Here is a 23,502-nt window from a genome sequence, read left to right as displayed (position 1 = left end):
TAATGTCGCCCCCGGGAGCCGCTGCAGACGGCCACCCGGGGGCATTTGATTTCCCAGAAAGGGGATTAATCCATGACTAAGTCTATCCGCACCCACCTCACTGAAGCCACCACCGCAAAGGTACGGGAAACCATCGCCCACGAGCTAGCCCAGCTTATCGGGGACTACCCCCGCACCTATATCCAAGAAGCCACAGCGGCCGCCGGGCACAAGGTCACCACCGCGAAGCTGCGCAAGCTCCTAGCCGGTGAAGCAGACGCCACCATCCTCGACGTCCTTGCCATCGCCCACGCCCTGCAAGTAAACGCCCTACCAGGCCTCGTCCGAACCGTCACCGCCGCAACCATCGAAACTACCAAGGAGGACCAATGAACCAGCCCCCACCCCCAACCCAACGCGAGGACATCGTCCTCGTAGACCAGCTCTACACCCTCGACACCGCGGCCGCTTTCTTCGGGCTCGGCTCACGCACCTGGCTCCAAAAACAAATCGACGCCGGCCACCTGGAATACGTCGATCTGAACCCCGGTGGGAAGCGACCCGATAAGCGAGTCTCCGCTAGTGCCATCAACAAACTTATCCAGTCTCTGACCTTTAAGGACGCAGCATGAACCCCGACCACCCTCAATGGGCTGCCCTGCCAGAACCTGCCCCAGCCTGCCCCGGTTGTGGAGGCTCCACCAGCCTCCCGTGCATTTGTGATTACTTCGCAGACCCCGACGACGACTACAGTCAGGCAGCTTGATGATGAGCGCACGAGCAAAAGCCATCACCTGCTGGGTATCGCTCACCACCCTAGCCCTGTTGAACCCGTCCCCCACCGGTGGGGCGCTGCTGCTGATCGGGCCGTTGGGGGTTCTGACCTTTTACACCACCAGTGACTGGGTCAACCAGCGAACGAAAGGAAACACCAATGAGACGTCCGCGTCTTCGGCGGTTCATCGTCACGATCCCGCCCGATAACAGCATCCCGCCAGTACCGGGCGGGTACTACCTGAATATCTACGCCAAGCACCTTGCAGCAGCCCAAGCAGCTGCTGACCGGGTTGCCCCGGGCGCTTGGGGCTTCTGCCACCGGGCTGAAGACCTCACCCGTAAAGACCTGGCCGCTATTTGCCCCAAGGGGCTTTGGGCCACCATCCGCTAAACACCCCTGTTTGAAAGGAAAATAACCATGACCACCACCCCCACCCACCTCGACGAACTCGCCACCTCCCTACTGCACGAGCTCATCAACATCAACAACCAGCTCGAACCACTCAAAGCCCGCAAGGAAGAAATCGAAAAATACCTGCGCAACATGGGCAACGGCAAGTACACAGACGGGGTCTTCGACCTGACCGTCTCACCCTCAAAACGGTTCAACAAGCGCAAGTTCGCCGAAGCCTTCCCCTATGAGGCGCACCCGCACTTTTACAAGCAGGCCGCGCCCGAGCCTGACCCGAAGCTGCTGGCCCCGGCACTGAAGGAGCAGTTCTCGGACGTGTACGATTCCCGCCTCACCATCAAATAAAGAAAAGAGGTGAACCCCATGGCTACTAGCCCGCCCAGGGTCTACCAGCGGAAAGGGCACCCAGCCCAACAAACCACCCAAGACCTAGCAAAAATGCTCATCGACACCATCGAAGAGCACATCACCAACCACCCCCGCTCCCAACAAAAACGCATCGGCCCCTCAGAAATTGGTATCGACTGCACCCGCCGGCTCATCCACAAACTAGCCGGCCACGACGAACCACCCCGGGGCCCAGCCTGGAAACCCACCGTCGGCACCGCCCTGCACACCCAAATGGAGCAATGGTTCGACACCGAAAACCAGTACATCCCCGGCGCCTACCTCATCGAACAAAGAGTCAACGTCGGCCGAATCGGAGACACCGACATCACCGGCTCAACTGACCTGTTCATCCCCGCCTACGGCACCGTACTGGACTGGAAATTCGTCGGCCCCACCCGCCTGAAGCACTACCGCTCCAAAGGACCCTCCAACCAGTACCGGGTCCAAGCCCACCTCTACGGCAAAGGATGGGCAGCAGCAGGGCACCAGGTAGAACGCGTCATGATCGCATTCCTCCCCAGGGACGGCGAACTCACCGACGCCTACTTCTGGTGGGAACCCTACGACCCCATGACCGCCATCCAGGCGCTCGTGCGGGCCAACCAGCTGCACAACGATATCGAAGCCCACGGGCCCGACTTCGTGCTGGAGCAGTACCCGCCTTGTGATGACCGGTTCTGCCCCTGGTGCGCCCCGGCCAACAAGATCAAAACCACCACCACGGCGAACTTCTTCGCCACCCACTAACCACATCGAAAGGAAACATGACCATGTCATTCTTCACCCCCGTAGCCTCAGCCTCAGCTAAGTTCCCCACCCCCGGGGCAACCATCACCGGCGAAATCACCGAAATCAGTGAGCCCATGCAGGCCCGCAAGTACGAGGACAACTCCCCCGACTACTGGCCCTCCGGCGACCCCGTCATGCAGGTGAAAGTCACCTTGCAGACCGATGAGCGTGACCCGCAGATTCAGGACGATGACGGTAAGCGTGCCCTGTGGGTTCGTCAGTCCTCCCAGATGCTCTATGCCATTCAGGCTGGGATGAAGGCAGCTGGGCAGTCTGATTTGCAGGTTGGTGGGCGTCTGCAGGTGACCTACACCGGCGATGACCCGAATTCTAAGAACCCGCGCAACCCCCGCAAGCTGTACTCGGCCGTGTACCAGGCTCCTGCTGCTGGTGGTGGTATGTTCACCGGCCAGGGCCAGGCGCAGGGGCAGGCACCAGTACAGGGACAGTCCGCACAGCCCCAGTACCAGGCCCAGCCACCTGCTCAATCACAGCAGGCGGCAGCACCCCAGCAAGGGTACAGCCAGCAGACGCAGGGCGGGAACTACGCTGACCCCGCAATGTACCAGCAGGCAGCGCCTCAGCCGCCCGCACAGCCCCAGTACCAGCCCCAGCAGGCACCCGCACCGGCACAGCCCGCACCCGCTGCACCCACCATCACCCCCGAACAAGAAAACAGCATCAAAACCCTCATCGGCCAAGGCATCGACACCACCACCATCGTCAACGCCCTCGCCAACCCCAACATCACCCCACAGGTAGTAGACACCTACCGCACCGCAGCCTAAACCAGGCCACACCCCATGAGCCCACCAGCACCCACCACACAACAAAGGAGCTGGTGGGCTCACCCCCACCCACCCAGAAAGGAACCCCGCCACAATGGCAGCACCCATCACCATCACCATCAAAACCCAACACTTCAACTTCGACGGACCCCGCCCCACCGTCCGCATCTACTGCAACCACTGCCAAAAAATCATCCACTCCCTCCACCAATGGTCCATCACCCGCGGACAAGCCCACAACGCCCTGCCCTACCTCATCAAAGACGCCCACAACCACCTCACCCGCCAACACACCAATGACACCACTCGCTAACGCCCTCACCATCCTCACACCCACCCTCTTCATCACCACCGGCACCGCCTGGCTCACCATCTACATCGCACCCAACATCAACCACCCCACCCTCAACCGACTCACCACCTGGCTCGGCTACAAATAACCACCCACCCCATTGAAAGGAAACAAACACCATGACCATCCTCGCAACAGCGAACGAACTCCACACCGCGGGGATCACAGTCATCCCCACCAACGGCAAACGCCCCACCATCAGCTGGAAGCACTACCAAACCAACCCCAACACCAGCAGCGAACTCACCACCTGGTTCACCAACCCCACCACCGGCCTAGCCATCGTCACCGGCAAAAGCAGCGGCAACCTCGAAATGGCCGAAATCGAAGGCAAAGCCCTCACCCACCTACCCGACATCATCACCCTCGCCAACGACACCGGCCTCATCGACCTCTGGACCAAAGCCACCACCGGCTGGGCCGAACAATCCCCCTCCGGCGGAATCCACTGGATCTACCGACTCCAAGGCACCCCCGTCCCCGGCAACACCCCACTAGCACGCCGCCACAACCCCCAAACCGGCCGAACCGAAACCCTCACCGAAACCCGAGGACAAGGCGGCTACTTCATCGCAGCCCCCACCAACGGCACCCACCACACCACCGGCAACCCCTGGAAACGCATCACCGGCGGACCAGCCACCATCCCCACCCTCACCCCAGAAGAACGCACCGCCTTCCACGCCCTCCTAGCCTCCATCGGCGAAGACGACCCCACCGGAGCACACACCACCGGCGACACACCCCTACCCCTGACCGACCCCAACAATGACTGGACCGAAGGCAACCGCCCAGGCGACCACTACGAAGCCGAAACCAGCTGGGCCGAAATCCTCGAACCCCACGGTTGGAAAAAAGCCCGCACCACCGGACACACCACCTACTGGCTACGCCCCGGCAAAGAATTCGGCCAAGAAATCTCAGCCACCACCGGCCGAGACACCGCCCGCGACCGCCTCTATGTCTTCTCCACCTCCACCCCCTTCACCCCCGAAACCCCCTACACCAAATTCGGAGCCTACGCCCTCCTCAACCACGACTCCGACCACCAAGCCGCAGCCAAAGCACTAGCTAAAGAAGGGTGGGGCAAAGAACCCCACATCGACCTAGGCACCATCTTCAAAGCCGGCAAAACACCCAACCCCACCAAGGAGCCAGAACAACCCACACAAACACCCGCACAAACACCACTAGATCACGACGGAGACTTCCAACCCCTAGCCCGCTCCGACTACGGCAACGCCCTACGCCTCATCGCAGCCCACGGCAACACCATCCGCTACAACTACGACCGCGGCCGCTGGTACCACTTCAACCAAGGCCACTGGGCCCAACAACCCAAATCAGGAGGCGCCGTCCGCGAAGCAGTCAAAAACATCGCCTCCCGCCTCCCCGAAAACGACCAACCCGACAAAGAATGGAAAAAACGCTCACTCTCAGCAGTAGGCACCACCAACACCCTCACCCAAGCAGAAACCGACCCACACCTAGCCGTCCCCGCCGACGCCTTCGACAACCACCCCTGGGAAATCAACACCCCCGGCGGCATCGTCAACCTCAAAACCGGGCAACTCGAACCCCACAACCCAGAAAGGATGCACACCAAACTCACCAAATACTCCCCCAACCCCAACGCCGACCAAACCGTCTGGCAAACCTTCCTCAACCAAACCTTCCCCAACGACCCCCAAATGATCGGGTACATCAAACGCCTCGCCGGGTACTCCATCATCGGCAAAGTCCGCGAACACATCCTGCCCTTCGCCTACGGATCAGGCGGAAACGGCAAATCAGTATTCATGGACACCATCGCCGGCGTCCTCGGAGACTACGCAGCAAGCGCACCCAACGAATTCCTCATGGCCCGCAAATACCAACAACACTCCACAGAAATCGCGCGCCTGACCGGACAACGCTGGGTCAACTGCCACGAAGTCAACGAACACGACAAATTCGACGAAGCCAAAGTCAAACTCCTCACCGGCGGCGACAGACTCACCGCCCGCTTCATGCGCCAGGACGACTTCGAGTTCACCCCCACCCACCACCTGTGGCTCACCGGTAACTTCTGGCCCACCGTCGAATCCGGCGGCGACGGATTCTGGAGACGCCTACGTATCATCCCCTTCACCCATACCGTCCCACCCGAAGAACGCATCCCCGATTTGCAGGGCATACTGCTGCGCGAACACGGGGAAGCGATCATGACCTGGCTGGTAGAAGGTGCGGTGGAGTACTTGAAGGACGGGCTGCAGGAGCCTGAGTCGGTGCTTGCGGCGACCAGGACGTATGAGGAGTCGCAGGATACGGTGTCGAGGTTTTTGGAGGATGAGGCGACCTTGTACCCCGGCAACCCCAACTGTAAATCAACTGTCTCTGATGTACGTCGAGAATACGAGGCATGGTGCCGCGTCGAAGGTGAAGAACCGCTGAAAGGCAGAGCCTTCACCAGGCAGCTGGAGCGGGCCGGTGTACTCGTCGGCCGCAACGCACCCAAGGGCACAAAAGGCGCTCGAATGTTCGGGGGTATCAAGCTCAACTCGCAGATCGAAAAGGAGGAAGCAGACAAAAAACGAACCGACCTCTTTGGGAACTAGAACAGTGAACCGACACAATGTGCCACTTGTGCCACCAGGTAAAACACAACCTGCAAGCTGTGCCACTTGTGCCACCCATGGCAAAAAAGGCACAAGGAAACAAAGAATGTGCCACCTAGTGCCACCCAATTATTCCCAAGTCAAGCCCAAGTTCACCATAACTAGGTGGCACAAGTGGCATTTCTTCTATATCAGCTATATACGCGCGAGCCCGCACACGCACACACTAAGCATTCATATAGAAAACCCGCCACTTGTGCCACTTGTGCCCCCCACCCACAAACACCATGCCCAAAAAACAACACCACCAACCCCAACTCCCCATCCCAACACCACCACCAGGAACAACCCAATGGATCATCAACCAACTCCAAAACCCCCAAAACTGCAAACGCCAAGCCCAACTCCAAACCTGCCCCAACTGCGGAGCACTCACCCTCTACGGCTACGCAGGAGACACAGCAGCCTGGCCCACCAGAACCGACCCCACACTCCTCACACCCCAACAACAACAAACCCTCCACACAGCAGGCCGCCCCCTCTACCAACTCACCACCAACACCACCGGAACCGCCTGGCACCTCCACTACGCCACCGGCCCCAACAACGCCACCAAAGTCCTCACCAACCACAAATGCCACTACCCCACCCAAGGCACCCCACTCCTCACCAACAAAAAACCCCAACCACCCAACACACCCCCACCCTTCTAACAACCCCATACACCACCCACAAGGAGCCCAACCCCATGCACCAACCACCCCCACCCACCAACATCCACACCCTCACCATCCCCATCAACAACCCCAAACACCTCCTCAACGCCAACTCCCGCAAACACTGGACAGACCGCTCCACCAAAACCAGCATCTGGCGCCCCGCCGGCCACACCGCAGCACAAGCAGCAGCCCTACCCAAACACGTCCCCTACGTCACCATCCACGCCACCATCTACAAACCCAGAGCAGGCCGCTACGACCCCACCAACCTCTACCCCACCATCAAAGCCATCATCGACGGCCTCACCGACTACGGACTCACCAAAGACGACGACTACCGGCACGTAGACGGCCCACACATGCACCACGGCGGATTCGACAAAACCAACCCCCGCATCGAACTAACCATCATCACCCACCAGGAGCCCCCACATGCCCCGCACAGCCCCTATCCTGCATAACGCCTCACTCAGGTACCTCCACGCCCACTGGGACGCCCTGAGAGGCTCCCTGACCCCCGGCACCCGCAGGCCCATAGCCGCCCTCGACCCCTGGCTCACCCTCGAACCCGAAGGACCCGGCAAAACACCCGCCCCACTACACATCGACAGCCTCGACCTGCTACTAGACATCCAAACCGACACCCGAGGCTGGCTCGAAGAAGCCGGAACCCTACCCATCGGCCGCATGCCCGCACCCATCGCCCAACTCGATCAGCTGCTCTACCTCAGCAGACGCAAAGCCGGGCAATGGGTAGACGACGTCCAAAACTGGGCCACCATCACAGCAGCCAAAGTCCGCCACCGCCTCGACGGCACCCTCGGCGGGCAAACCCTCAACACCCCCTGCCCCATCTGCGGCACCGAACAAAGCCTGCGTGTACGCGTCCTAGAACTCACCACCCACAACGAGCCCTACCTTGCCTGCGAATCCGGCACCTGCACCCCACCCGAGGGGTACTGCTCCAACTTCCTCGGGAACACCCCCGTATGGCCCATGGCCGACTGGGAATGGTTCGCCCACCTACTCACCACCCGAGCCAAAGGGAGCAAAAAATAAACAAATTTCCCACCGATAAACCAGGACAAACCACAGTAACGAAACACAGTTGCACACCAAAGTTATCCACAGGTAACCTAAAAAACGTGCAATTGGCATACCCAAAAACGCCAAGCACCACAGCTTTCCTTTCAACACAAAAGCCCCCCACCCACCCACAGGCCAGGGGGCTTTTCTGCACCCACACCCCAGAAAGGAAACCACCCATGAACACCTGCGGAGCCAAAACACGCACCGGCCAACCCTGCAAAAACCCACCCATCCAAGGCGCCAAACGCTGCCGCATGCACGGATCAGCCACCCAACGCGCCCGCAAAGCCGCCAAAACCAACACGGCCACTGCCAACATTCAAACCGCCCTCACCCGCGCCCACCTCACCGGCAAAGCCACAACAGCTGCCAGCAACCCCCTCGAAGAACTCCACGCCCTCACCACCGAAACCCGCTGGCACCTCGACCAACTCATGGCCCGCATCAACAACAACACCAACCCCCAAGAAACCGAAGCCTACCTCGACCTCTACGACCGCGCCGTCAAAAACATGACCAAACTCCTCGACATCGCCCTCAAACACGACATCGACGGCAAACACCTAGCCCTCCAACAAACCCAAGCCGACAACATCGCAGCAACCATCAAACGAATCATCAACGGCACAGGCCTCACCCCCCAACAAAAAACCACCGCCGAAACCATCGCCCACACCGAACTCACCCGCCTAGCCCAACAAAACCCATAACCACCAGGAGGTGCCCAGTGAACATCTACGCCAAAGCAGCAGCCCACTTCGCACCCCACACCCCAAAATTTGAGACCCCCGGCCAACTCGCCGCCGCCCTCAACCCCAACATCACCAACACCCCCGCCCTCAACCGCCTTGACGCTGAACTCATCGACGCCTACCACAACCCCAACCACCGCAAACTCATCAACTTCGCACCCCAAGAAGGCAAATCCCAACGCTGCTCAGTAGCCTTCCCCCTCTGGGCCCTCCACCAAAACCCAGACCTACGCATCATCATCGCCTCCTACAGCAAAGACCTCGCCATGGGCTTCACCCGCGAAGCCCGCGACCTCGCCCGCAACCACCCCAACGAACTCGGCTTCCACGTAGCAGACAACCCCTCACGCCAAGACGAATGGCACATCAAAGGCCACCGCGGCGGCATGTACGCCACCGGCGTCGGCGGCACCCTCTCCGGCAAACCCGGAGACCTCATCGTCATCGACGACCCCCACAAAGACATGAAAGCCGCCGAATCCCCCGCCGAACGCGCAACCGTCTGGTCCTGGTGGCAATCAGCCGTCATGGCCCGCATGTCCGCCTCCGTCCCCGTCATCGTCGTCCAAACCCGCTGGACCGACAAAGACCTCACCGGCATGCTCCTCGAACACGACCCCGCCACCTGGTCCGCCCTGCGCATCCCCGCCCAAGCCGACCACCGCCCCGAACACGGCGAAACCGACCCCCTCGGCAGACAACCCGGCGAATACATGATCAGCGCACGAGGCCGCACCACCGAGCAATGGGAGCAGCGCAAAAAGGACGCCGGCGCCCGCGTCTGGCAAGCCCTCTACCAAGGCGCCCCAGCACCCGCCGGCGGAACCATCCTTGACCCCACCAACTACCAGACCTACACCACGCCCCAGGTCGTTCCTGGCCCCAATGGCACCATGCTGCTACCCAAGCCCGGGCCCGGGGTGCAACTCATCCAATCCTGGGACATGGCATTCAAAGGCACCGACACCAGCGACTACGTCGTCGGACAAATCTGGCTACGACGCGGCACCGACTTCTACCTCATCGACCAAGTACGCGGCCGCTACACCTTCACAGAAACCGTCAACCAAGTCCGCCACCTCACCGCCAAATACCCCCAAGCCATCGCCAAACTCATCGAAGACAAAGCCAACGGCCCCGCCGTCATCGACACCCTCCGCAAAACAACCAACGGAATCATCCCCGTCAACCCCGGCGGCGGCAAAGAAGCCCGAGCCCACGCCATCGCCCCCTACCACGAAGCCGGAAACATCCACCTACCCGCACCCGAACTAGCCCCCTGGGTCGGCGACCTCATCGAAGAAACCCGCTCATTCCCCCACGGCAAACACGACGACCAAATCGACGCCATGACCCAAGCCATCACCTACCTCGCCACCCGAACCAAACCCACAGGCGGAATCATGGCACTCGACTAAAAACCCAACACACCCCGGAAGGAGCCACGGTGAACCCCAACCAAACCATCAACCACGCCCTGGCACAACACACCACCAAAGCCCCCACCTACGACATGTACCGCGACTACGAAAACGGGCAACACCAACACCCCTACGGCTCCCCCCTCTTCCGCAAAAAATACGCCTGGATCGTCAACAGCGCACGCCTCAACATGTGCCGCCGCGTCCGCACCAACTACTCCGACCTCGTCCGCATCCAAGAATGGCGCGGAACCAACCCCGACCAAGCCGAAGCCATCGCCGACACCGCCCGCTTCAGCAAAGCCCTCACCCTCACCATCGCCGAAGCATTCCGCACCGGCGACGCCTACATCCTCATCTGGCCCGACACCACCGGCACCCCCGCCCCCTGGTTCCACCGAGCCGAACAGATCTACACAATCCCCAACCCCGAACACCCCGGCCAACACCAGGCCGCCATCAAACTCTGGGCAGACCCCGCAGGATACGGGAGAGCCAACATCTACACCACCCAGAACGTCCAACGCTTCACCACCACCACAAAAGTGCAAGACGACCCGAACACCGCACCCAACTGGGGACTACCAGACACCCTCAACTGGCTCCCCTACACCGGCGACGGCGAACCCGACACCATCCCCCACAACTTCGGAAAAGTCCCAGTCATCCACATCGCCTACGACCCCCAATACGACGGCGGGCCCGGCCGCTCCATCCTCGACGACGTCATCCCCCTCCAAGACGCCCTCAACCACGCCGTCCACGCCCTCGTCGTCGAAACCGAAGACTACGCCCACCAGCTACGCGTAGTCACCGGCTACGAACCCGAAGTAAGAATCAACCCAAGCACAGGTGACATGGAGACCCAGCCCATGCGAATGGACCCCTCCACCAACCGCGCCTACGCCTTCGCCGGCGAAAACGTACGCGTCACCCAACTCGACCCACCCGACCCCGCCGGGCTACTAAGCCTCAAACGAGAACTGCAAGCCAACATCGCCCAAGTCGCCGGCATACCCGTCTCAGACATCGCCCCCGACCTCGGCAACATCCCATCAGGTGCAGCCCTACGAACCCTCGCAGCAACCCGCACCAACGCAGTACGGGACTTCACCACCTCCATCACCGACGACATCGCCCAGCTCATGGAACTACTCGGAGCACCCGGCAACTACCCCGTCTGGGTCGACCCCGCACCCACCGACGAAGCCGAACGCACCGACACCGCCAAAACCCTCGTCGAAATGGGAGTCCCCCTCCAAGAAGTCCTCACCTCCCTAGCCGGGTACTCATCAGAGGACGTCGAACGGATCATGGGAATCATCAACACTGGCGAAACCGCCCTAGCAGCAGCAGGACGAGAACTTCTCACCACACGGGAGGTCATGCATGGCATCGAAAGAACAGCTCAAAGCTGAGACCAAAGCCCAAGCCCTACTCGACGCCAACCTCGATGAAACAACCCGCCGCATCGTCACAGCCTGGGCAGAAGCCTGGGACCAGATCAAAGGCGAGCTAGAAACATCACTCCTCGAGCTCGCTGCAGAAAACACCGGCGGCACCATCAGTTACCCCAAGCTGCTGCGCCACCAGCGTCTACAAGCAGCGCTCACCCAGATGGAGGCAACCCTAGACCAGCTAGCAGAGCAAACCGGCACCCTCACAGCCCAACAAGCCCAGGCAGTTGCACACAACTCCACGACCGCCACCCTAGCAATGACAAGAGCAGGGCTCACCGGGGTCACCCGGGCAGAACTCAGGGCAAACCTCACCGCAGCAGACCCCGCACAAATCCTGGCCATGGCCCGCCGCACCACCGAGCAGATCACTGCCCGCACCAAGGCTCTAGCTGTCGAGGCGCAGAAGGCAATCCGGCGGACCATGCTCAAAGGTATCGCTGTCGGTGATAACCCCCGAAAAGCTGCCCGTGACGCCTACCGGAACATTGAGGACCAATGGAACGGTGGCCTAGCCCGCGCTGAGACCATCGCCCGCACCGAAATGCTGGACGCCCACCGGAAAGCAGCGCAGCAAGTAGAGCAAGCCAACAAGGACGTGCTGGATTCTTGGGAATGGGTTGCTCACCTCGGCGACAAACGAATCTGCCGGGCCTGCCTTGGTATGCACGGTACCCGGCACGCCATCGACTCCCCCGGCCCCCTAGGGCACCCGAACTGCCGGTGCGCCCGCGTCCCGGTCACTAAAACCTGGGAAGAGCTTGGGTTCCCTGGCATGCGAGAGCCACAGAACGCTACCCCGGATGCCGAAGAGTGGTTTGAGAACCTGCCAGAAGCCGAACAGGAAGCTATCTTGGGCAAAGCTGGGCTGGCCGCCTACCGTGAGGGCAGGTTCCCTCGCTCAGCTTGGGCAGCGCGGCGGGACAACGGCAGGGATTGGCGGGACTCTTATCAGCCAGCCCCTGTCCCAGGGTCTCGAGGTTATGAGCCGGACGCATTCCGGCAGGCCTTTCCCAAGGCAGCCCGTGGGTTCTATCCACGGCAGATTACTCCTGAGCGTCCGGATGAGGCAGTGAAGCGGGTTAACCCCGGGTACCCAGCTGATAAGTATCGGCGGTACAACTGTTTCAACGCAGTCACCGCCTATATCTTCCGACGTCGAGGCTGGGATGTTACTGCGCAGACAGCTGAGCACACTCACGGTAAACTGTTTCACTTCCTGCTTGATGCATGGAGCACCACAGAAAGTGGAAAAGAACGCCCGAAACTCTATAGTGCCAGGGGCTCAGAAACTCTTACAGATGCCCTTGATCGAGCAGTGGGTTCTGGTCTTTTTCCGGCAGGTTCCCAGGGTATTGCCCAGGTTCAATGGAAAATCCCTGGTATCCCCGGCCATGTGTTGATCTGGGAAGTTATCAAAGGCGGGAAAGTTAGGATTATTGACCCTCAATCCGGCACTATCGATAATGGTAAATACACGAACCATAAAGCGCAGAAAGGGGCCAGCAACCTCTTCTTTCGCACTGACAACGCCTACTTCACCGGCGAACCAACAGATTGGGTTGAGTAATGGAACTAGACCAAGCAGCAAAGCTCGCTCAACAGGCATACCCATGGGACTATGACCCAGAAATAACCGGCTGTGACTTATTGGGTTTCAAATCAGAAACCGAAGTAGCCTTCCTCATTTACCACAAGGAAGGATTCGCAGCAGGTAACCTCGGCTCCTACGCAGCGTTCCTAGTCAACATGGAAACAGAGGAGGTTGTCATACACGATAGTTCAACATTTCCTGATGTGATTGATGACTATATCGAGTCACCCTACAACCAGCAGCGCCTGGCCCAGGAAGCCACACAGGCCACCTAGCCACCTACAACTTCACAGACCACCCACCCCGGCGGGGAGAACACACCACAGTGTTCTCCCCGCTACCCGTTTAAACGCAGAAAGGACACCACAGCGTGGACAACGAAAATCAGGAACCCGCCGGCACCAAGCAGGAACAGCAGGAACCGGCCCAGCCCACCGGCACCGAAGAACAGGGCGCAGGGTCCAAAGCCGCCGTACTCGCCGACCTCGCAAAAGAACGCGACCACCGGCAGCAGCTCCAGACCCAGCTAGAGGAACAGAGCAACAAGCTCACCGCCGTCCTCACCGCCCTCGGCCACACCAAGGAAGACGACATCGACCCCAAGGCCCTGAGCACCCAGCTCACCACCCTGCAGCGCGAAAACGCCGTCCTACGCCACGGCGCAACCATCGCCAACGTCGACGCACTCCTCGACTCCCGATCCTTCACCGACACCCTCGGCGACCTCAAAAACCTCGATGCGGACACCGTGAAGGACCACATCACCACCTACGTGAGCGCAAACCCCCGGTTCGCCCTCACAACCACCACCCCCAGCGGCCAGCGAGACGCAGCCGCCGGAGCCAACCACACACCCCAGCCCACCAGCCTCCAGCAGTGGGCCGACTCCATCTTCGAATCCTAAACACAAGGAGAAACAACAATGGCAAACCCCCTCAAGACCGCCGACTTCGAAATCCCCAAGCAGATCCTCGACCCCTGGGTCGGCAAAATTCAGGCCGGCTCAACCATCGCAACCCTCTCACCTTCCATCCCCATGAAGTTCGGCAAGGGCGAATGGACCTCATGGGACTCAGGCGAAGCAGAATACGTCGGCGAAGGCGCAAACAAGTCCTCCAACGACATCACCAAGACCGGTGGCACCTTCGAACCCCACAAGTTCCAGAAGACCGTCCGCTTCCACGAAGAAGTCACCTGGGCAGACTCAGACCACCGTCTGCACATCATCGACACCATCCTCGAACAGATCCAGCCCGCCCTCTCCCGAGCCCTGGACTACGGCATCTTCCACGGCATCAACCCCAAGACCGGCGAACCCGTCTCAGCCATGACACAGAAGCTCGTGGACACCACCAACTCCGTCACCTACACCGGCGACGCCGAGACCTTCCTGACCACCGACGCCGCCAAGGCACTGGTACTAGCAGACAAGTACCTGCCCACTGGCTTCGCCATCGACACCGACCTAGCCGCAACCATGGTCACCCAGCGCTACGCTGACTCAACCAAGCAGCTGGTCTACCCCAACTTCACCCCCTCCCTAAACGCAGGAACCGTCGACGGACTCAAGGCCTCCGTCTCCGCCACCGTCTCAGGCGACGGCGTCATCGCCACCCCCTCCAACGTCCTAGGTTTCGTCGGCGACTTCTCAGCAATCCGCTGGGGTATCCAGAAGACCATCGCCATCCACAAGATCGAGTACGGCGACCCTGACGGCCAGGGCGATCTGAAGCGCAACAACCAGGTCGCCTTCCGCGCCGAAATCGTCTACGGCTGGGGCATCGCAGATAAGAACGCCTTCGCCAAGATCGTCAAGGCAGGCTAACGGCCATGGTGACACTCGTAAACCCTGCAACCGGCGTGCGAGTTGAAGTAGCCGAGGAAAAGGCCACCCGCCTACAGGGGTTCGTCCCTGTAGACGAAGCAACCAAGACCCCGGCTACCGACACGAAGACCGCCGCCCCGGCACGGCGAAACCGCCGAGCCTCAGAGAAAAACTAGCCCCAAGGAGGTGACCGGCCGTGCACACCAGCAGCAACTACGCAGAAGCCTTCAACTGGGTCCAGCTGAACTCCCACGCAGAAACCCACCCCGTCATAGACATCAGCGCCTGCGGCATCATGAACGAAGCTCTCGTCCGAGACGCCGCAGGCACACCACCAACAGCCCCCGGCTACCAGCCCACCTGGAACCTGCCCTGGGCTGTTGCCCTCGTCTACGAGCGGAAAGCTGACAGCCTCGCAGCTGACACCACCGGCCGCGTCACCTCCTTCACCTCTGAGGGCTCCACCGTCACCCGCGACGGCGGTGCCACCGCAGCCGACTTCCTAGCCGCAGCTAAACGATGGAAAGCCAAGGCTACCGGCAGTGGCGGCCTGACCGTCATAGAACTAGGCGGGGCAACACCTGCTCCCGTTCCTCGTTCAGCCCATTACGGCATCACCACCGACACCACCATGAGGGGGTCCCGTGCTCACTGAACAGGAACTAGAGCAGATGCGAGCAGACCAGGTAGCTCTCATGGCTGATACCGTCACCGTCGTCCGCGTCAACGGAAGCGGCTGGGACGAAGAAGCGCAACAGTGTGTAGAAACCTGGGAAACCATCTACACAGGTCCCGGGCGGCTGGCAGCTGACCCAGTACCTAGCGTGCTAGGGGCAGACGGGTCAATCCGCCAGGACCAGACCTTCATGCTCACCGTCCCGCACACCGTGGCCCTAGAACCTGGGGACCGGGTAACCAGCGCAACCGGAGCCGTGGTCTGGGTAAACCAGGTACAGCGGAACTCCTTCCCTGCGACTGCTGCTCGGGCGCACTGCACTACCACCTCCCAGGCGGGGGCATGAGTGGGGACGCTCTTCGGCGGTATGCTGCAGAGCTCACCGGAGAGTCTAAGTCCTTACGGGCCCGTGCCTCCCAGGTTGTGCGGAAAGTAGCGTTCGACACCGAAGCAACGGCTAAACGCCTGGCCCCTGTTGACACAGGAAATCTTCGTTCATCGATTACCACACAGGTGGTCGGGGACGGTCTGACCGCGGGCGTGGTAGCAACAGCTTCCTACGCCTATTGGGTGGAAAACGGTACCTCACAGATGGCACCACAACCGTTCATGGGGCCAGCCACCGCGGAGAACGCACCCAAGTTCTATGAGGCTATGGCGATGCTGGCAGAAGCAGGAGGTGGGGCCTCGTGAGCCTAAGCAGTTTCTACAACAAGGTGCTGCAGCTGGTAGGTGAGCAGCTACCGGCCTTCCACGGCCCTGCACCCACTCTTCCGACCAGTGGCGGGAAAGTGAACCAGTGCGCGGTGCTCTGGCCCACTGCTGGGGCACCGCGATACCGAACCAACTCAACAGGCCCCGCTGACCGTGCCGATGCCTTCACCGTCATCTGCGTAGGAGCAACAGCCTTAGACGCCCTCGCGGCAGCGGACAAAGTACGTGCAGCCCTCACCGGCACCATCATCCACCCAGGGGGCGCGCCACTGCGCGAAACCGGGCTAGGGGCAACACCAACCGCAGAGCCAGGCACAAACCCCGTACGGGTCTCTCTGCCCCTTCAATTCACCACCATCAGCAAGGAGCTATAAGACATGGCAACCGAACCAACTGCACCTGATAACGGCTGGGACGTCGTCCGAGTACGCGACGAGACGGGCGGAACCTACACCACCACCCGTCACCTTGCCCGCCTAGCCGGTCACGAAGTACTCGAAGACCGCCCAGCCCTCGACAGCCGAGGCAACTGGCTGCCCCCTATCCCCAAAGAAAACCTGACCCCCGACCCTAAACGAACTAAAGGAGCAAAGTAAATGGCTAACGGAATCGCCGGCGTCTCCGCAGCAGGCCGCCAGCCCACCTGGGTCATCCAGGCCAGCGCACTGACCGACGTCACCTCAGCAACCAAGTCCATCCCTCTAACCGCGGTCACCGGTGGCACCAAGATCGACTGCTACCACAACTTCGGTGGCGTGGAACTGACCCGCGAGCAGACCACCACTGAACGACAGCGAGCCTGCGAAAAGGTCGCCCAGCAGATCAAGATTGGTGAAACCATCAACGGCAACATCAACGCAGTCTGGGACCAGCAGGCCAGCTCAGAGGCAGAGGTCAACAAGGCCTACGGTGCGTTGCCTGAAGGGGCGGACGTCTTCCTGTTCGTTGCTAACGGCCACGACACCGACAAGGCTCCTGACGCCCAGACCAAGGGTGACCTGTGGCGTGTCAAGGTCTCCCAGGTAGACCACACCATCGCCGCTGCACCCGATGAAGACCTGATGTTCCGGGCAACCCTCTCGGGGTCCCTCTTCCTGCCGAACATCACTCTCACCGCCTAGAGGTAGTTCTAGGCTCCCCTGCTTGCGGCAGACCATGAGAACAGCCAGCGGTATTTTCCTTCGCATACCTGCTGCCCCCTCTCATGGTCTGCCGCGCCCCCTCGCTGAACACCCCTAGAAGGAGCGAACACAGCCGATGACTGAACGCGCCACCGACACCATCGAAATCACCATCGACCGCAAAACCACAGCTCGAGACGCCTGGGGCGTATGGGCAGCAAAAGAACGAGCCCTCACCTTCGAACTCGAACGAACCCCCGTCGATGAGACCACCCGCCGCACTGAACTTGAAGCAAGTATCGCTGAGGTCAAAGCCCACCAGGAAAAGGCCCTGAATACAATCCGGGAAGGCATCGCAACCCTCACGGTCCGGGCACTCTCACGCGGTGAATACCGCAATCTCATGAAGAACCATGCCCCGCGTCTCGACGACGAAGCAGACCAGGCTCTGGGGTACAACACAGACACCTTCGCTGCTGCACTCCTTCGTATTGCTACCGTCTCAGCTAAGAACCTCAACGGCACCGAGATCCCCCTCAAGGTAGATGCCTGGGTAGACGACGAGACCGGCGTGGATGCAGCAGAGTTCGAAGCCTGGTTCACCACCACTCTAGCCCTGAACAAGCCCGGGGCGTCCTCTTTCCCTCCGCTGCGCGCCTCCTAAAAGAGTCCCCCGCCACCAGAGCGGAGGTCAAGGCGGCGCGCTCCCTCAACCTCACCATGTCCCAATGGGACGCCCTCACCGACGACGACAAAGACTGGGCACTCGCCGCCGACCTCGAGCCGACCTGCCCTATCTGCGGAGGGTACGACCCCGACCAGCTCTGCCAGAACCCGCGATATCAGCACGCCTGGGAAGTAACCACACGCCGCTGCTACAAAACCCGGGCCGTCATGATGGAAATGGAACGCTTCAAAAACGACCCCTACGCAGGCACCGTCGTCCCCATCGTCACCCTCAACGAGGCACTCGCCAAACCAGCATAGGAGAACCATGGCTGACCGCACCGTCCGCACCATCTACGAAGCCCAGGTCTCTGGGGCAGAAGCGTCCCTTCGGTCCTTAGCTGGCAAAGCAACGGCGGCCGCCAAAACTGCTGATGACCTCACCAACTCCCTCAAGCGTGCAGGGGATGTGAAGGTCTCGCCCACCATCGACGCGGACATCAAAGAAGCCGAAGCTAACGTACGAACCCTCACCAACCGTCTCAAGCAACTCGAAGCGCAGCCTAACAGCGCCAAGATCGACGCGGACATCAAGCGTTTCGAGGGCAAGGCAGAGGACGCCAGACGAACCCTGGACATGCTTGGACGTATGGAAGTTACGCCCAAGGTTCTAGCGGATACTGCTAAGGCTAAGGCGCAGCTGGATGAAGCCCGCGCCAAGCTCAAGGCTCTCGAGGGCATGCGGGCTGAGGTCGTGGCTGTGGCGGATGTTGATAAGGCCCGTGCTGACCTTGACCGGGCACAAGCTCAGCTTAAGTCCCTCCATGGGGCTAAAGCTGAGATGGTAGTAACCGTAGACTCAGGGAAGGTAAAAAGCAGCCTGGCGGGTATGAGCAAGGCTGCCGCCGATGAAGGCGATCAGGCTGGTATCTCTGCCGGTAAAGCAATCATCGACGGCATCAACTCCACCCCTATTGTTGGTGCAGTCGTCGGCATCCTCGGCGCTGCAGGTATCGCTGGTGTTGCTGCTTTCAAGCAGGCTCTACAGGTTGATGTGCGTGAAGACCTTTTCGGCGCTAAAACCGGTATGGATGAGAAGACAGCCCGTAAATACGGGTCAGCTGCCGCAGGAGCCTATGCCAACGCCTGGGGCGAAACTGTCGAAGCTAACTTGGCTGCTGCTGAAGCGGCCCGAGCCAATCAGCTCATCTTCGATACCGACACTCAGGCTGACATCGAGCGGGGCATATCCCAGCTCCAAGCCCTAGCAGAGCTCACCGGCGGTGACGTCACTGAAACAGCCGAAGCAGCTGGTCAGATGATTAAAAATGGCCTGGCAGGCACCGCCACTGAGGCTTACGACATGATGACTGTAGCCCTCCAAAACGGTATGAACCGCTCGGGGGACATGCTCGACACCCTCCGCGAATACTCCCCGCTCTTCCAATCCCTCGGCCTATCCGGTGTCGATGCGATGGGGCTTATTTCCCAAGCAATGGACGACGGCGCACGTAATACCGACTTCGTAGCTGATGCGCTCAAGGAGTTCTCTATCCGTGCTCAGGACGGGGCAGAGTCAACCATTGAGGCGTACCAGATGCTCGGACTCAACGCCGAGGAAATGGGCCAGAAGATGGCAGCGGGCGGAGATACTGCCCGCGAAGGCCTCGACCAAGTCCTTGACGGGCTACGTGGCATCGAAGACCCCATGGCAAGAAACGCTGCCGGTGTCGCCCTCTTCGGCACCAAATGGGAAGACCTTGGTAATGGTTCTTCTGTGCTGGCGATGGACCTTGATAACCTTGGCGAATCCTGGACCAACGTGGGCGACGCTTCGCAGGAGGCGATGGACCGCATGCAGGACAATAACGCTACACGGATTGAGCAGGCTTGGCGCGGCATCAAGGGTGCTCTGGAAGAGATAGGTGGTGTCCTAGCGACCGCCCTTTCACCTCATATTCAGTCTTTCACTGAGTACATTTCGGTCAACCGAGCCGAGGTAATGCAGTGGGCAGCTGACTTCGGCAACGGCCTCTTTGAGCTGATCAAGGGGTCTATCGAGTTTGGTGCCAAGATGATTGAGATGGGAGGGACTGTGGCAACCGTTTTCGCTTCGATTGTTGAATGGGCTGGCAAGGCTGCAATGGCTTATGGGTCTCTCACCAATAACGAAGACATGGTGAAAATGGGTGCAGACTTGATGGCTGCTTCTGATGATATGCGTGAATTTGGTGAGACTGCCAAGTCTGCTGCTTCCCAGTACAAGGACAGCATGATTGAGTCGGTAGATGCGACTCAGGCCAAGTTCAATGAGTGGGCTGGTGGCGCAGTCATGCAAGCTGAGCTCTCTGACGCTGTGGCTGCGATGTGGACACGCATGGACGAGTTCTCAGCTCACGTGAACGCTTCTGGTGGCACCGTAAGCATCAACGGTCAAACTGTTGGCGCTGAGAATGCGTTGACCATGCTGGAAACCGCTATCAATGAGTCAGACGGCACCGTAACCATTAACGGTCAGACTTACCCCGCTGGTGAGGCATTGAATGGGCTCATGACCCAGATTGATGCCTCTGGTGGGGTCGTCGAGATTGATGCCAACAAGGCCCCAGCTGAAGGCCAGCTCAACACCCTCACCGGCGGTATCAACGCCACGGTGGGAACCATGGGTATCGATGCCAATGACGCCATGGCAGAACAGAAGCGTGAGCTCATGAGGCTGCGCATGGATGGGACGCTGGGTGTCATGAGTCTTGATGCCAATGACCGCCCTGCTGAGGCCGTCCGTAACTCCACTCTGGGGCGGATCAACTCCAGCACCGGCACTCTTGGTATTCAGGGTGATGATTCGGACGCTCGTAGCAAGCTCAACGACCTCACCCGTCCGCGCTCTGGGTCTGTGACCATCAATGCTGCAATCACGGGGCTGACCGGCAAGCTGAAGTCCTTCTTTGGTCTTGCTCATGGTGGTCTGGTGAACCCTATGGGCCCTACCCGTGTGCGTGGCCTTGCTGCCGGTGGGTATGTGCCGGGGCCGACCCCGCTACCGGGCAAGGACAACGTGCTGTGGCCGCTTGCTCATGGCGGGCAGGTGCTTTCCCAGCCGCTTGCCGGCGGGGAGTTCGTAATGAACCCGGTTTCTACCGCGATGTGGGGGCCGATGCTGGAGTGGATGAACAAGGGCGGGCGACCTAGTGATATTTCTGCACCTGGGTCAGCAGACTCATCTGCGATTGCAGTAAACGCCGCCCTGGACGTCGTCCGCGGCATGCGCCCCTCTATCACCATTGATGGCCATACCTTTTACGGGGTCATGGAACTAACCAAGCAGAAATACGGAGGGCTCCGATGATTGAGACTAACGATTGCGTCGGCTGGCTGGTGACTGAGGACCATCATTGGGTGCCTGTGGCTGATCGCGGCACTGTAAGCGTCTCTGGCGGTGGGCCTTTTATCGCTCCGTTTGTGTCTGCGCTGGGGTTGCGCTCGGCTTTCTTCCGTGGTGTGACCCCGCGTTCCTGGCAGGTGGATGCTCAGGCTCCGTGGGAGTGGGCTAGCGGGGTGACTGCGCTGGCTCGGGCTGGTGGGCGTCGGCTGTATTGGCTTTCACTCATGGGACGGCACACCAATATGCTTCCGTCTGAGGCTATCAGCGGGAATGTGTCTGCCCTGGGTATGCGTGCTGTGGACGGGGTGCCTGTGCAGGCTTACGCGATCACTCCGGGCGGGTACGCGGCGACCGTCCGCGTACCGGTTCGTCCCGGCATGGCCCTGGTCGCTAGTGCTTACCAGGGCGGGGGTCGTCTTCAAATCGAGTTCCGGGACGCCGCCGGGGGGCGAGTAGGGGCCACCCCTTCGACTGCTGCCCCTGCTGCTCCTGGGTGGGTGCAGGTGGAGGCTACGGCACCAGCGGGGGCTGTCACCGCAACGGTGGTGGCGGCCTCGGCCACGCTTTTCGCGGCCCCTGCCCTACGCACGGGCCATGACGCGACCAAGCTGGGCGTGGCCCCGGTGGGGCATTGCGCCTGGGTCACCCTCGACGACGTCCAATACTCACACGGGAGCCTTGCCTACACGCACTCCCCAGTTTCTTACTCTTTGACGCTCACGGAGGTGAACTAGCTTGGTTGCTGTATCCACCCGTGAAACCCTTGAATACAAGGGCAGAGAGTACCGTATCAAGGGCTTGACCTGGGGGCAGAGTGCTAGCTCTTCTCTGCCGGAGAGCATCGGTATCACTGCTGGGAATGGTGCCTGGCACGCTAAATGCGATATCGTCCCCCCGAAAGAAACAGCTGAGGGTGCCCCGTCACCTTTCACCCAAACCTACCCCCTGGCCGGGGATACGGTGGTTATCAAGGTCTGGCAGGGCGATACCCTGGTGACGACTTTCCGGCCTACGGTCAGCACCGCTCGTCACAGTATCGATAGCGTCAGTCTTGAAATGACTATCCCCCTGGATTCTTTCTCTCGTAAGGTGCGCCTGCCCCCGGTTATGCGCGTCATGCCGAAAAACGCCTTTGATATCTCTTGGGCTTCGGACTTTGATGGGTACCGGCACTGCTACCCGACGCCCCTGTGGGCGGTCTCTGAGGCTTTCCGTGTGGCGGGGTATCACCTGACGCCCCCGCCCCCACCTGGCCTGTGGGCTGAGGTCACCATGCAGGGGGCATTCTTCTCCAATGAATGGAAGAAAAACGGGTATCTGATTCGCTCGGTTGCAAATGACAACCCTGCTGGTGGGGCTTTTTCACCGCGCCTGCGTCATGAAGAAGGCATGCTCTGGATGGACGCCGGGGTAGTCGCGGTGCGTACTAACCGGCTGGGGGCGCTCCCCGCTGGGCGGGTGCGCCTGTCCTTCATGGTAGGTCTGAATCATAAGGGCTTCGCACGGGTCGCCGCCGTGAATGAATCCGGCTGGTATGTGGGCGCGGAAGTAGACGCTCAGCGTAATCTGCGTATCGCCTACGGGCCTTTGGAGGGAGCCGCGGAGTACTCTGCGACTATCCCCGCCGCCGACTGGGCCACCGACCGCATCGTGTCGGTGGAGACCTACAAGGGCGTCACGAAGATTACCGCCGGCGGGCACACGGTCGAGACCCCCGGCAGCTATACCACCCCCTTCCTTTACGTGAATGTTCGTTGTAATCAGAACGCCAGGATTGCTGGTGTGCAAGTTTCGGACCCGGTGGCATCCCCGGTTGACCCTGCCCTGGCCCATGTGCAGACCGCGCAGATCCAGCCCGGCAGGTGGGCTGTGGGCCTGACCGCCTCGCCATCTATCCGCGACCAGACGGCGGCTTCGGTGCTAGATGAAATCGCGGCGGCGACCTGCGCTGCCTGGTGGGTAGACGGTGAGGGTATCGCGCATTTTGAATCTGCCGAGT

At 60.4% G+C, this 23,502-nt stretch carries 30 protein-coding genes and 1 pseudogene; all 31 read left to right on the top strand.

Annotated elements, in window-relative coordinates:
• Positions 1 to 72: 72 nt before the first annotated feature.
• Positions 73 to 372, top strand: a complete 300-nt coding sequence (locus tag L7A20_RS05410) for a hypothetical protein (protein WP_237222677.1) — start codon at positions 73 to 75, stop codon at positions 370 to 372.
• Positions 369 to 611, top strand: a complete 243-nt coding sequence (locus L7A20_RS05405; protein WP_237222676.1) for a hypothetical protein — start codon at positions 369 to 371, stop codon at positions 609 to 611. The genes L7A20_RS05410 and L7A20_RS05405 overlap by 4 nt, the downstream gene beginning before the upstream one ends.
• A 302-nt stretch (positions 612 to 913) precedes the next feature.
• On the top strand, positions 914 to 1,147 hold the full coding sequence (locus tag L7A20_RS05400; protein WP_237222675.1) for a hypothetical protein: 234 nt from the start codon (positions 914 to 916) through the stop codon (positions 1,145 to 1,147).
• A gap of 27 nt (positions 1,148 to 1,174) precedes the next feature.
• The gene (locus L7A20_RS05395) at positions 1,175 to 1,513 is read left to right on the top strand and encodes a hypothetical protein (protein ID WP_237222674.1); all 339 of its coding nucleotides are present in this window, start codon (positions 1,175 to 1,177) and stop codon (positions 1,511 to 1,513) included.
• A gap of 18 nt (positions 1,514 to 1,531) precedes the next feature.
• Positions 1,532 to 2,305, top strand: a complete 774-nt coding sequence (locus L7A20_RS05390) for a hypothetical protein (protein WP_237222673.1) — start codon at positions 1,532 to 1,534, stop codon at positions 2,303 to 2,305.
• Positions 2,306 to 2,322: 17 nt separating this feature from the next.
• Complete coding sequence (locus tag L7A20_RS05385) at positions 2,323 to 3,135, top strand: hypothetical protein (RefSeq protein WP_237222672.1); 813 nt, start codon at positions 2,323 to 2,325, stop codon at positions 3,133 to 3,135.
• Positions 3,136 to 3,229: 94 nt separating this feature from the next.
• Entirely contained in the window at positions 3,230 to 3,448 is a 219-nt protein-coding gene (locus tag L7A20_RS05380; RefSeq protein ID WP_237222671.1) for a hypothetical protein, read from the top strand.
• The gene (locus L7A20_RS05375) at positions 3,432 to 3,575 is read left to right on the top strand and encodes a hypothetical protein (protein WP_237222670.1); all 144 of its coding nucleotides are present in this window, start codon (positions 3,432 to 3,434) and stop codon (positions 3,573 to 3,575) included. The genes L7A20_RS05380 and L7A20_RS05375 overlap by 17 nt, the downstream gene beginning before the upstream one ends.
• A gap of 31 nt (positions 3,576 to 3,606) precedes the next feature.
• Complete coding sequence (locus L7A20_RS05370; RefSeq protein ID WP_237222669.1) at positions 3,607 to 6,084, top strand: phage/plasmid primase, P4 family; 2,478 nt, start codon at positions 3,607 to 3,609, stop codon at positions 6,082 to 6,084.
• 748 nt (positions 6,085 to 6,832) lie between these two features.
• On the top strand, positions 6,833 to 7,264 hold the full coding sequence (locus tag L7A20_RS05365) for a hypothetical protein (protein WP_237222668.1): 432 nt from the start codon (positions 6,833 to 6,835) through the stop codon (positions 7,262 to 7,264).
• Positions 7,236 to 7,862: a hypothetical protein gene (locus tag L7A20_RS05360; protein ID WP_237222667.1), complete on the top strand. Its 627-nt coding sequence runs from the start codon at positions 7,236 to 7,238 to the stop codon at positions 7,860 to 7,862. Before L7A20_RS05365 ends, L7A20_RS05360 begins: the two co-directional genes overlap by 29 nt.
• Positions 7,793 to 8,143: pseudogene (locus L7A20_RS12085) on the top strand (HGGxSTG domain-containing protein); the annotation flags it as partial. The gene L7A20_RS05360 and the pseudogene L7A20_RS12085, both read left to right, overlap by 70 nt.
• A 3-nt stretch (positions 8,144 to 8,146) precedes the next feature.
• Positions 8,147 to 8,602, top strand: coding sequence for a hypothetical protein (locus tag L7A20_RS05355; protein ID WP_237222666.1), 456 nt, complete (start codon positions 8,147 to 8,149; stop codon positions 8,600 to 8,602).
• Between the two features lie 17 nt (positions 8,603 to 8,619).
• A complete protein-coding gene (gene terL / locus L7A20_RS05350; RefSeq protein WP_237222665.1) occupies positions 8,620 to 10,062 on the top strand; it encodes a phage terminase large subunit in 1,443 nt (480 codons plus the stop codon).
• A 29-nt stretch (positions 10,063 to 10,091) separates the two neighbouring features.
• Positions 10,092 to 11,483 (top strand): phage portal protein, encoded by a 1,392-nt coding sequence (locus L7A20_RS05345; protein ID WP_237222664.1) that lies wholly within the window; start codon positions 10,092 to 10,094, stop codon positions 11,481 to 11,483.
• Entirely contained in the window at positions 11,455 to 13,092 is a 1,638-nt protein-coding gene (locus L7A20_RS05340; RefSeq protein ID WP_237222663.1) for a minor capsid protein, read from the top strand. Before L7A20_RS05345 ends, L7A20_RS05340 begins: the two co-directional genes overlap by 29 nt.
• Positions 13,092 to 13,391 (top strand): hypothetical protein, encoded by a 300-nt coding sequence (locus tag L7A20_RS05335; protein ID WP_237222662.1) that lies wholly within the window; start codon positions 13,092 to 13,094, stop codon positions 13,389 to 13,391. Before L7A20_RS05340 ends, L7A20_RS05335 begins: the two co-directional genes overlap by 1 nt.
• 95 nt (positions 13,392 to 13,486) lie before the next feature.
• Positions 13,487 to 14,020, top strand: a complete 534-nt coding sequence (locus L7A20_RS05330) for a hypothetical protein (protein WP_237222661.1) — start codon at positions 13,487 to 13,489, stop codon at positions 14,018 to 14,020.
• Between the two features lie 18 nt (positions 14,021 to 14,038).
• Positions 14,039 to 14,941, top strand: a complete 903-nt coding sequence (locus L7A20_RS05325) for a phage major capsid protein (RefSeq protein ID WP_237222660.1) — start codon at positions 14,039 to 14,041, stop codon at positions 14,939 to 14,941.
• 5 nt (positions 14,942 to 14,946) lie between these two features.
• Positions 14,947 to 15,117: a hypothetical protein gene (locus L7A20_RS05320; RefSeq protein WP_237222659.1), complete on the top strand. Its 171-nt coding sequence runs from the start codon at positions 14,947 to 14,949 to the stop codon at positions 15,115 to 15,117.
• Between the two features lie 20 nt (positions 15,118 to 15,137).
• Positions 15,138 to 15,596, top strand: coding sequence for a hypothetical protein (locus L7A20_RS05315; protein ID WP_237222658.1), 459 nt, complete (start codon positions 15,138 to 15,140; stop codon positions 15,594 to 15,596).
• Complete coding sequence (locus L7A20_RS05310) at positions 15,586 to 15,963, top strand: DUF6093 family protein (protein ID WP_237222657.1); 378 nt, start codon at positions 15,586 to 15,588, stop codon at positions 15,961 to 15,963. Before L7A20_RS05315 ends, L7A20_RS05310 begins: the two co-directional genes overlap by 11 nt.
• Positions 15,960 to 16,310, top strand: a complete 351-nt coding sequence (locus tag L7A20_RS05305; protein ID WP_237222656.1) for an HK97-gp10 family putative phage morphogenesis protein — start codon at positions 15,960 to 15,962, stop codon at positions 16,308 to 16,310. The genes L7A20_RS05310 and L7A20_RS05305 overlap by 4 nt, the downstream gene beginning before the upstream one ends.
• Entirely contained in the window at positions 16,307 to 16,705 is a 399-nt protein-coding gene (locus L7A20_RS05300) for a hypothetical protein (protein WP_237222655.1), read from the top strand. The genes L7A20_RS05305 and L7A20_RS05300 overlap by 4 nt, the downstream gene beginning before the upstream one ends.
• A 3-nt stretch (positions 16,706 to 16,708) precedes the next feature.
• Positions 16,709 to 16,927, top strand: coding sequence for a hypothetical protein (locus L7A20_RS05295; RefSeq protein WP_237222654.1), 219 nt, complete (start codon positions 16,709 to 16,711; stop codon positions 16,925 to 16,927).
• On the top strand, positions 16,928 to 17,452 hold the full coding sequence (locus L7A20_RS05290) for a hypothetical protein (RefSeq protein WP_237222653.1): 525 nt from the start codon (positions 16,928 to 16,930) through the stop codon (positions 17,450 to 17,452).
• A gap of 136 nt (positions 17,453 to 17,588) precedes the next feature.
• Entirely contained in the window at positions 17,589 to 18,116 is a 528-nt protein-coding gene (locus L7A20_RS05285) for a hypothetical protein (RefSeq protein WP_237222652.1), read from the top strand.
• Between the two features lie 56 nt (positions 18,117 to 18,172).
• Positions 18,173 to 18,439, top strand: coding sequence for a hypothetical protein (locus L7A20_RS05280; protein ID WP_237222651.1), 267 nt, complete (start codon positions 18,173 to 18,175; stop codon positions 18,437 to 18,439).
• 7 nt (positions 18,440 to 18,446) lie between these two features.
• A complete protein-coding gene (locus tag L7A20_RS05275; protein WP_237222650.1) occupies positions 18,447 to 21,467 on the top strand; it encodes a phage tail tape measure protein in 3,021 nt (1,006 codons plus the stop codon).
• Complete coding sequence (locus tag L7A20_RS05270; RefSeq protein ID WP_237222649.1) at positions 21,464 to 22,237, top strand: hypothetical protein; 774 nt, start codon at positions 21,464 to 21,466, stop codon at positions 22,235 to 22,237. Before L7A20_RS05275 ends, L7A20_RS05270 begins: the two co-directional genes overlap by 4 nt.
• 1 nt (position 22,238) lies before the next feature.
• Positions 22,239 to 23,502 (top strand): hypothetical protein (locus tag L7A20_RS05265; RefSeq protein ID WP_237222648.1); only part of this gene is annotated, 1,264 nt, incomplete at its 3' end.

Source organism: Rothia nasimurium, from assembly GCF_928381415.1.
GTDB classification, from domain to species: domain Bacteria; phylum Actinomycetota; class Actinomycetes; order Actinomycetales; family Micrococcaceae; genus Rothia; species Rothia nasimurium_H.
This window is presented reverse-complemented; position numbering and strand designations above follow the sequence as displayed.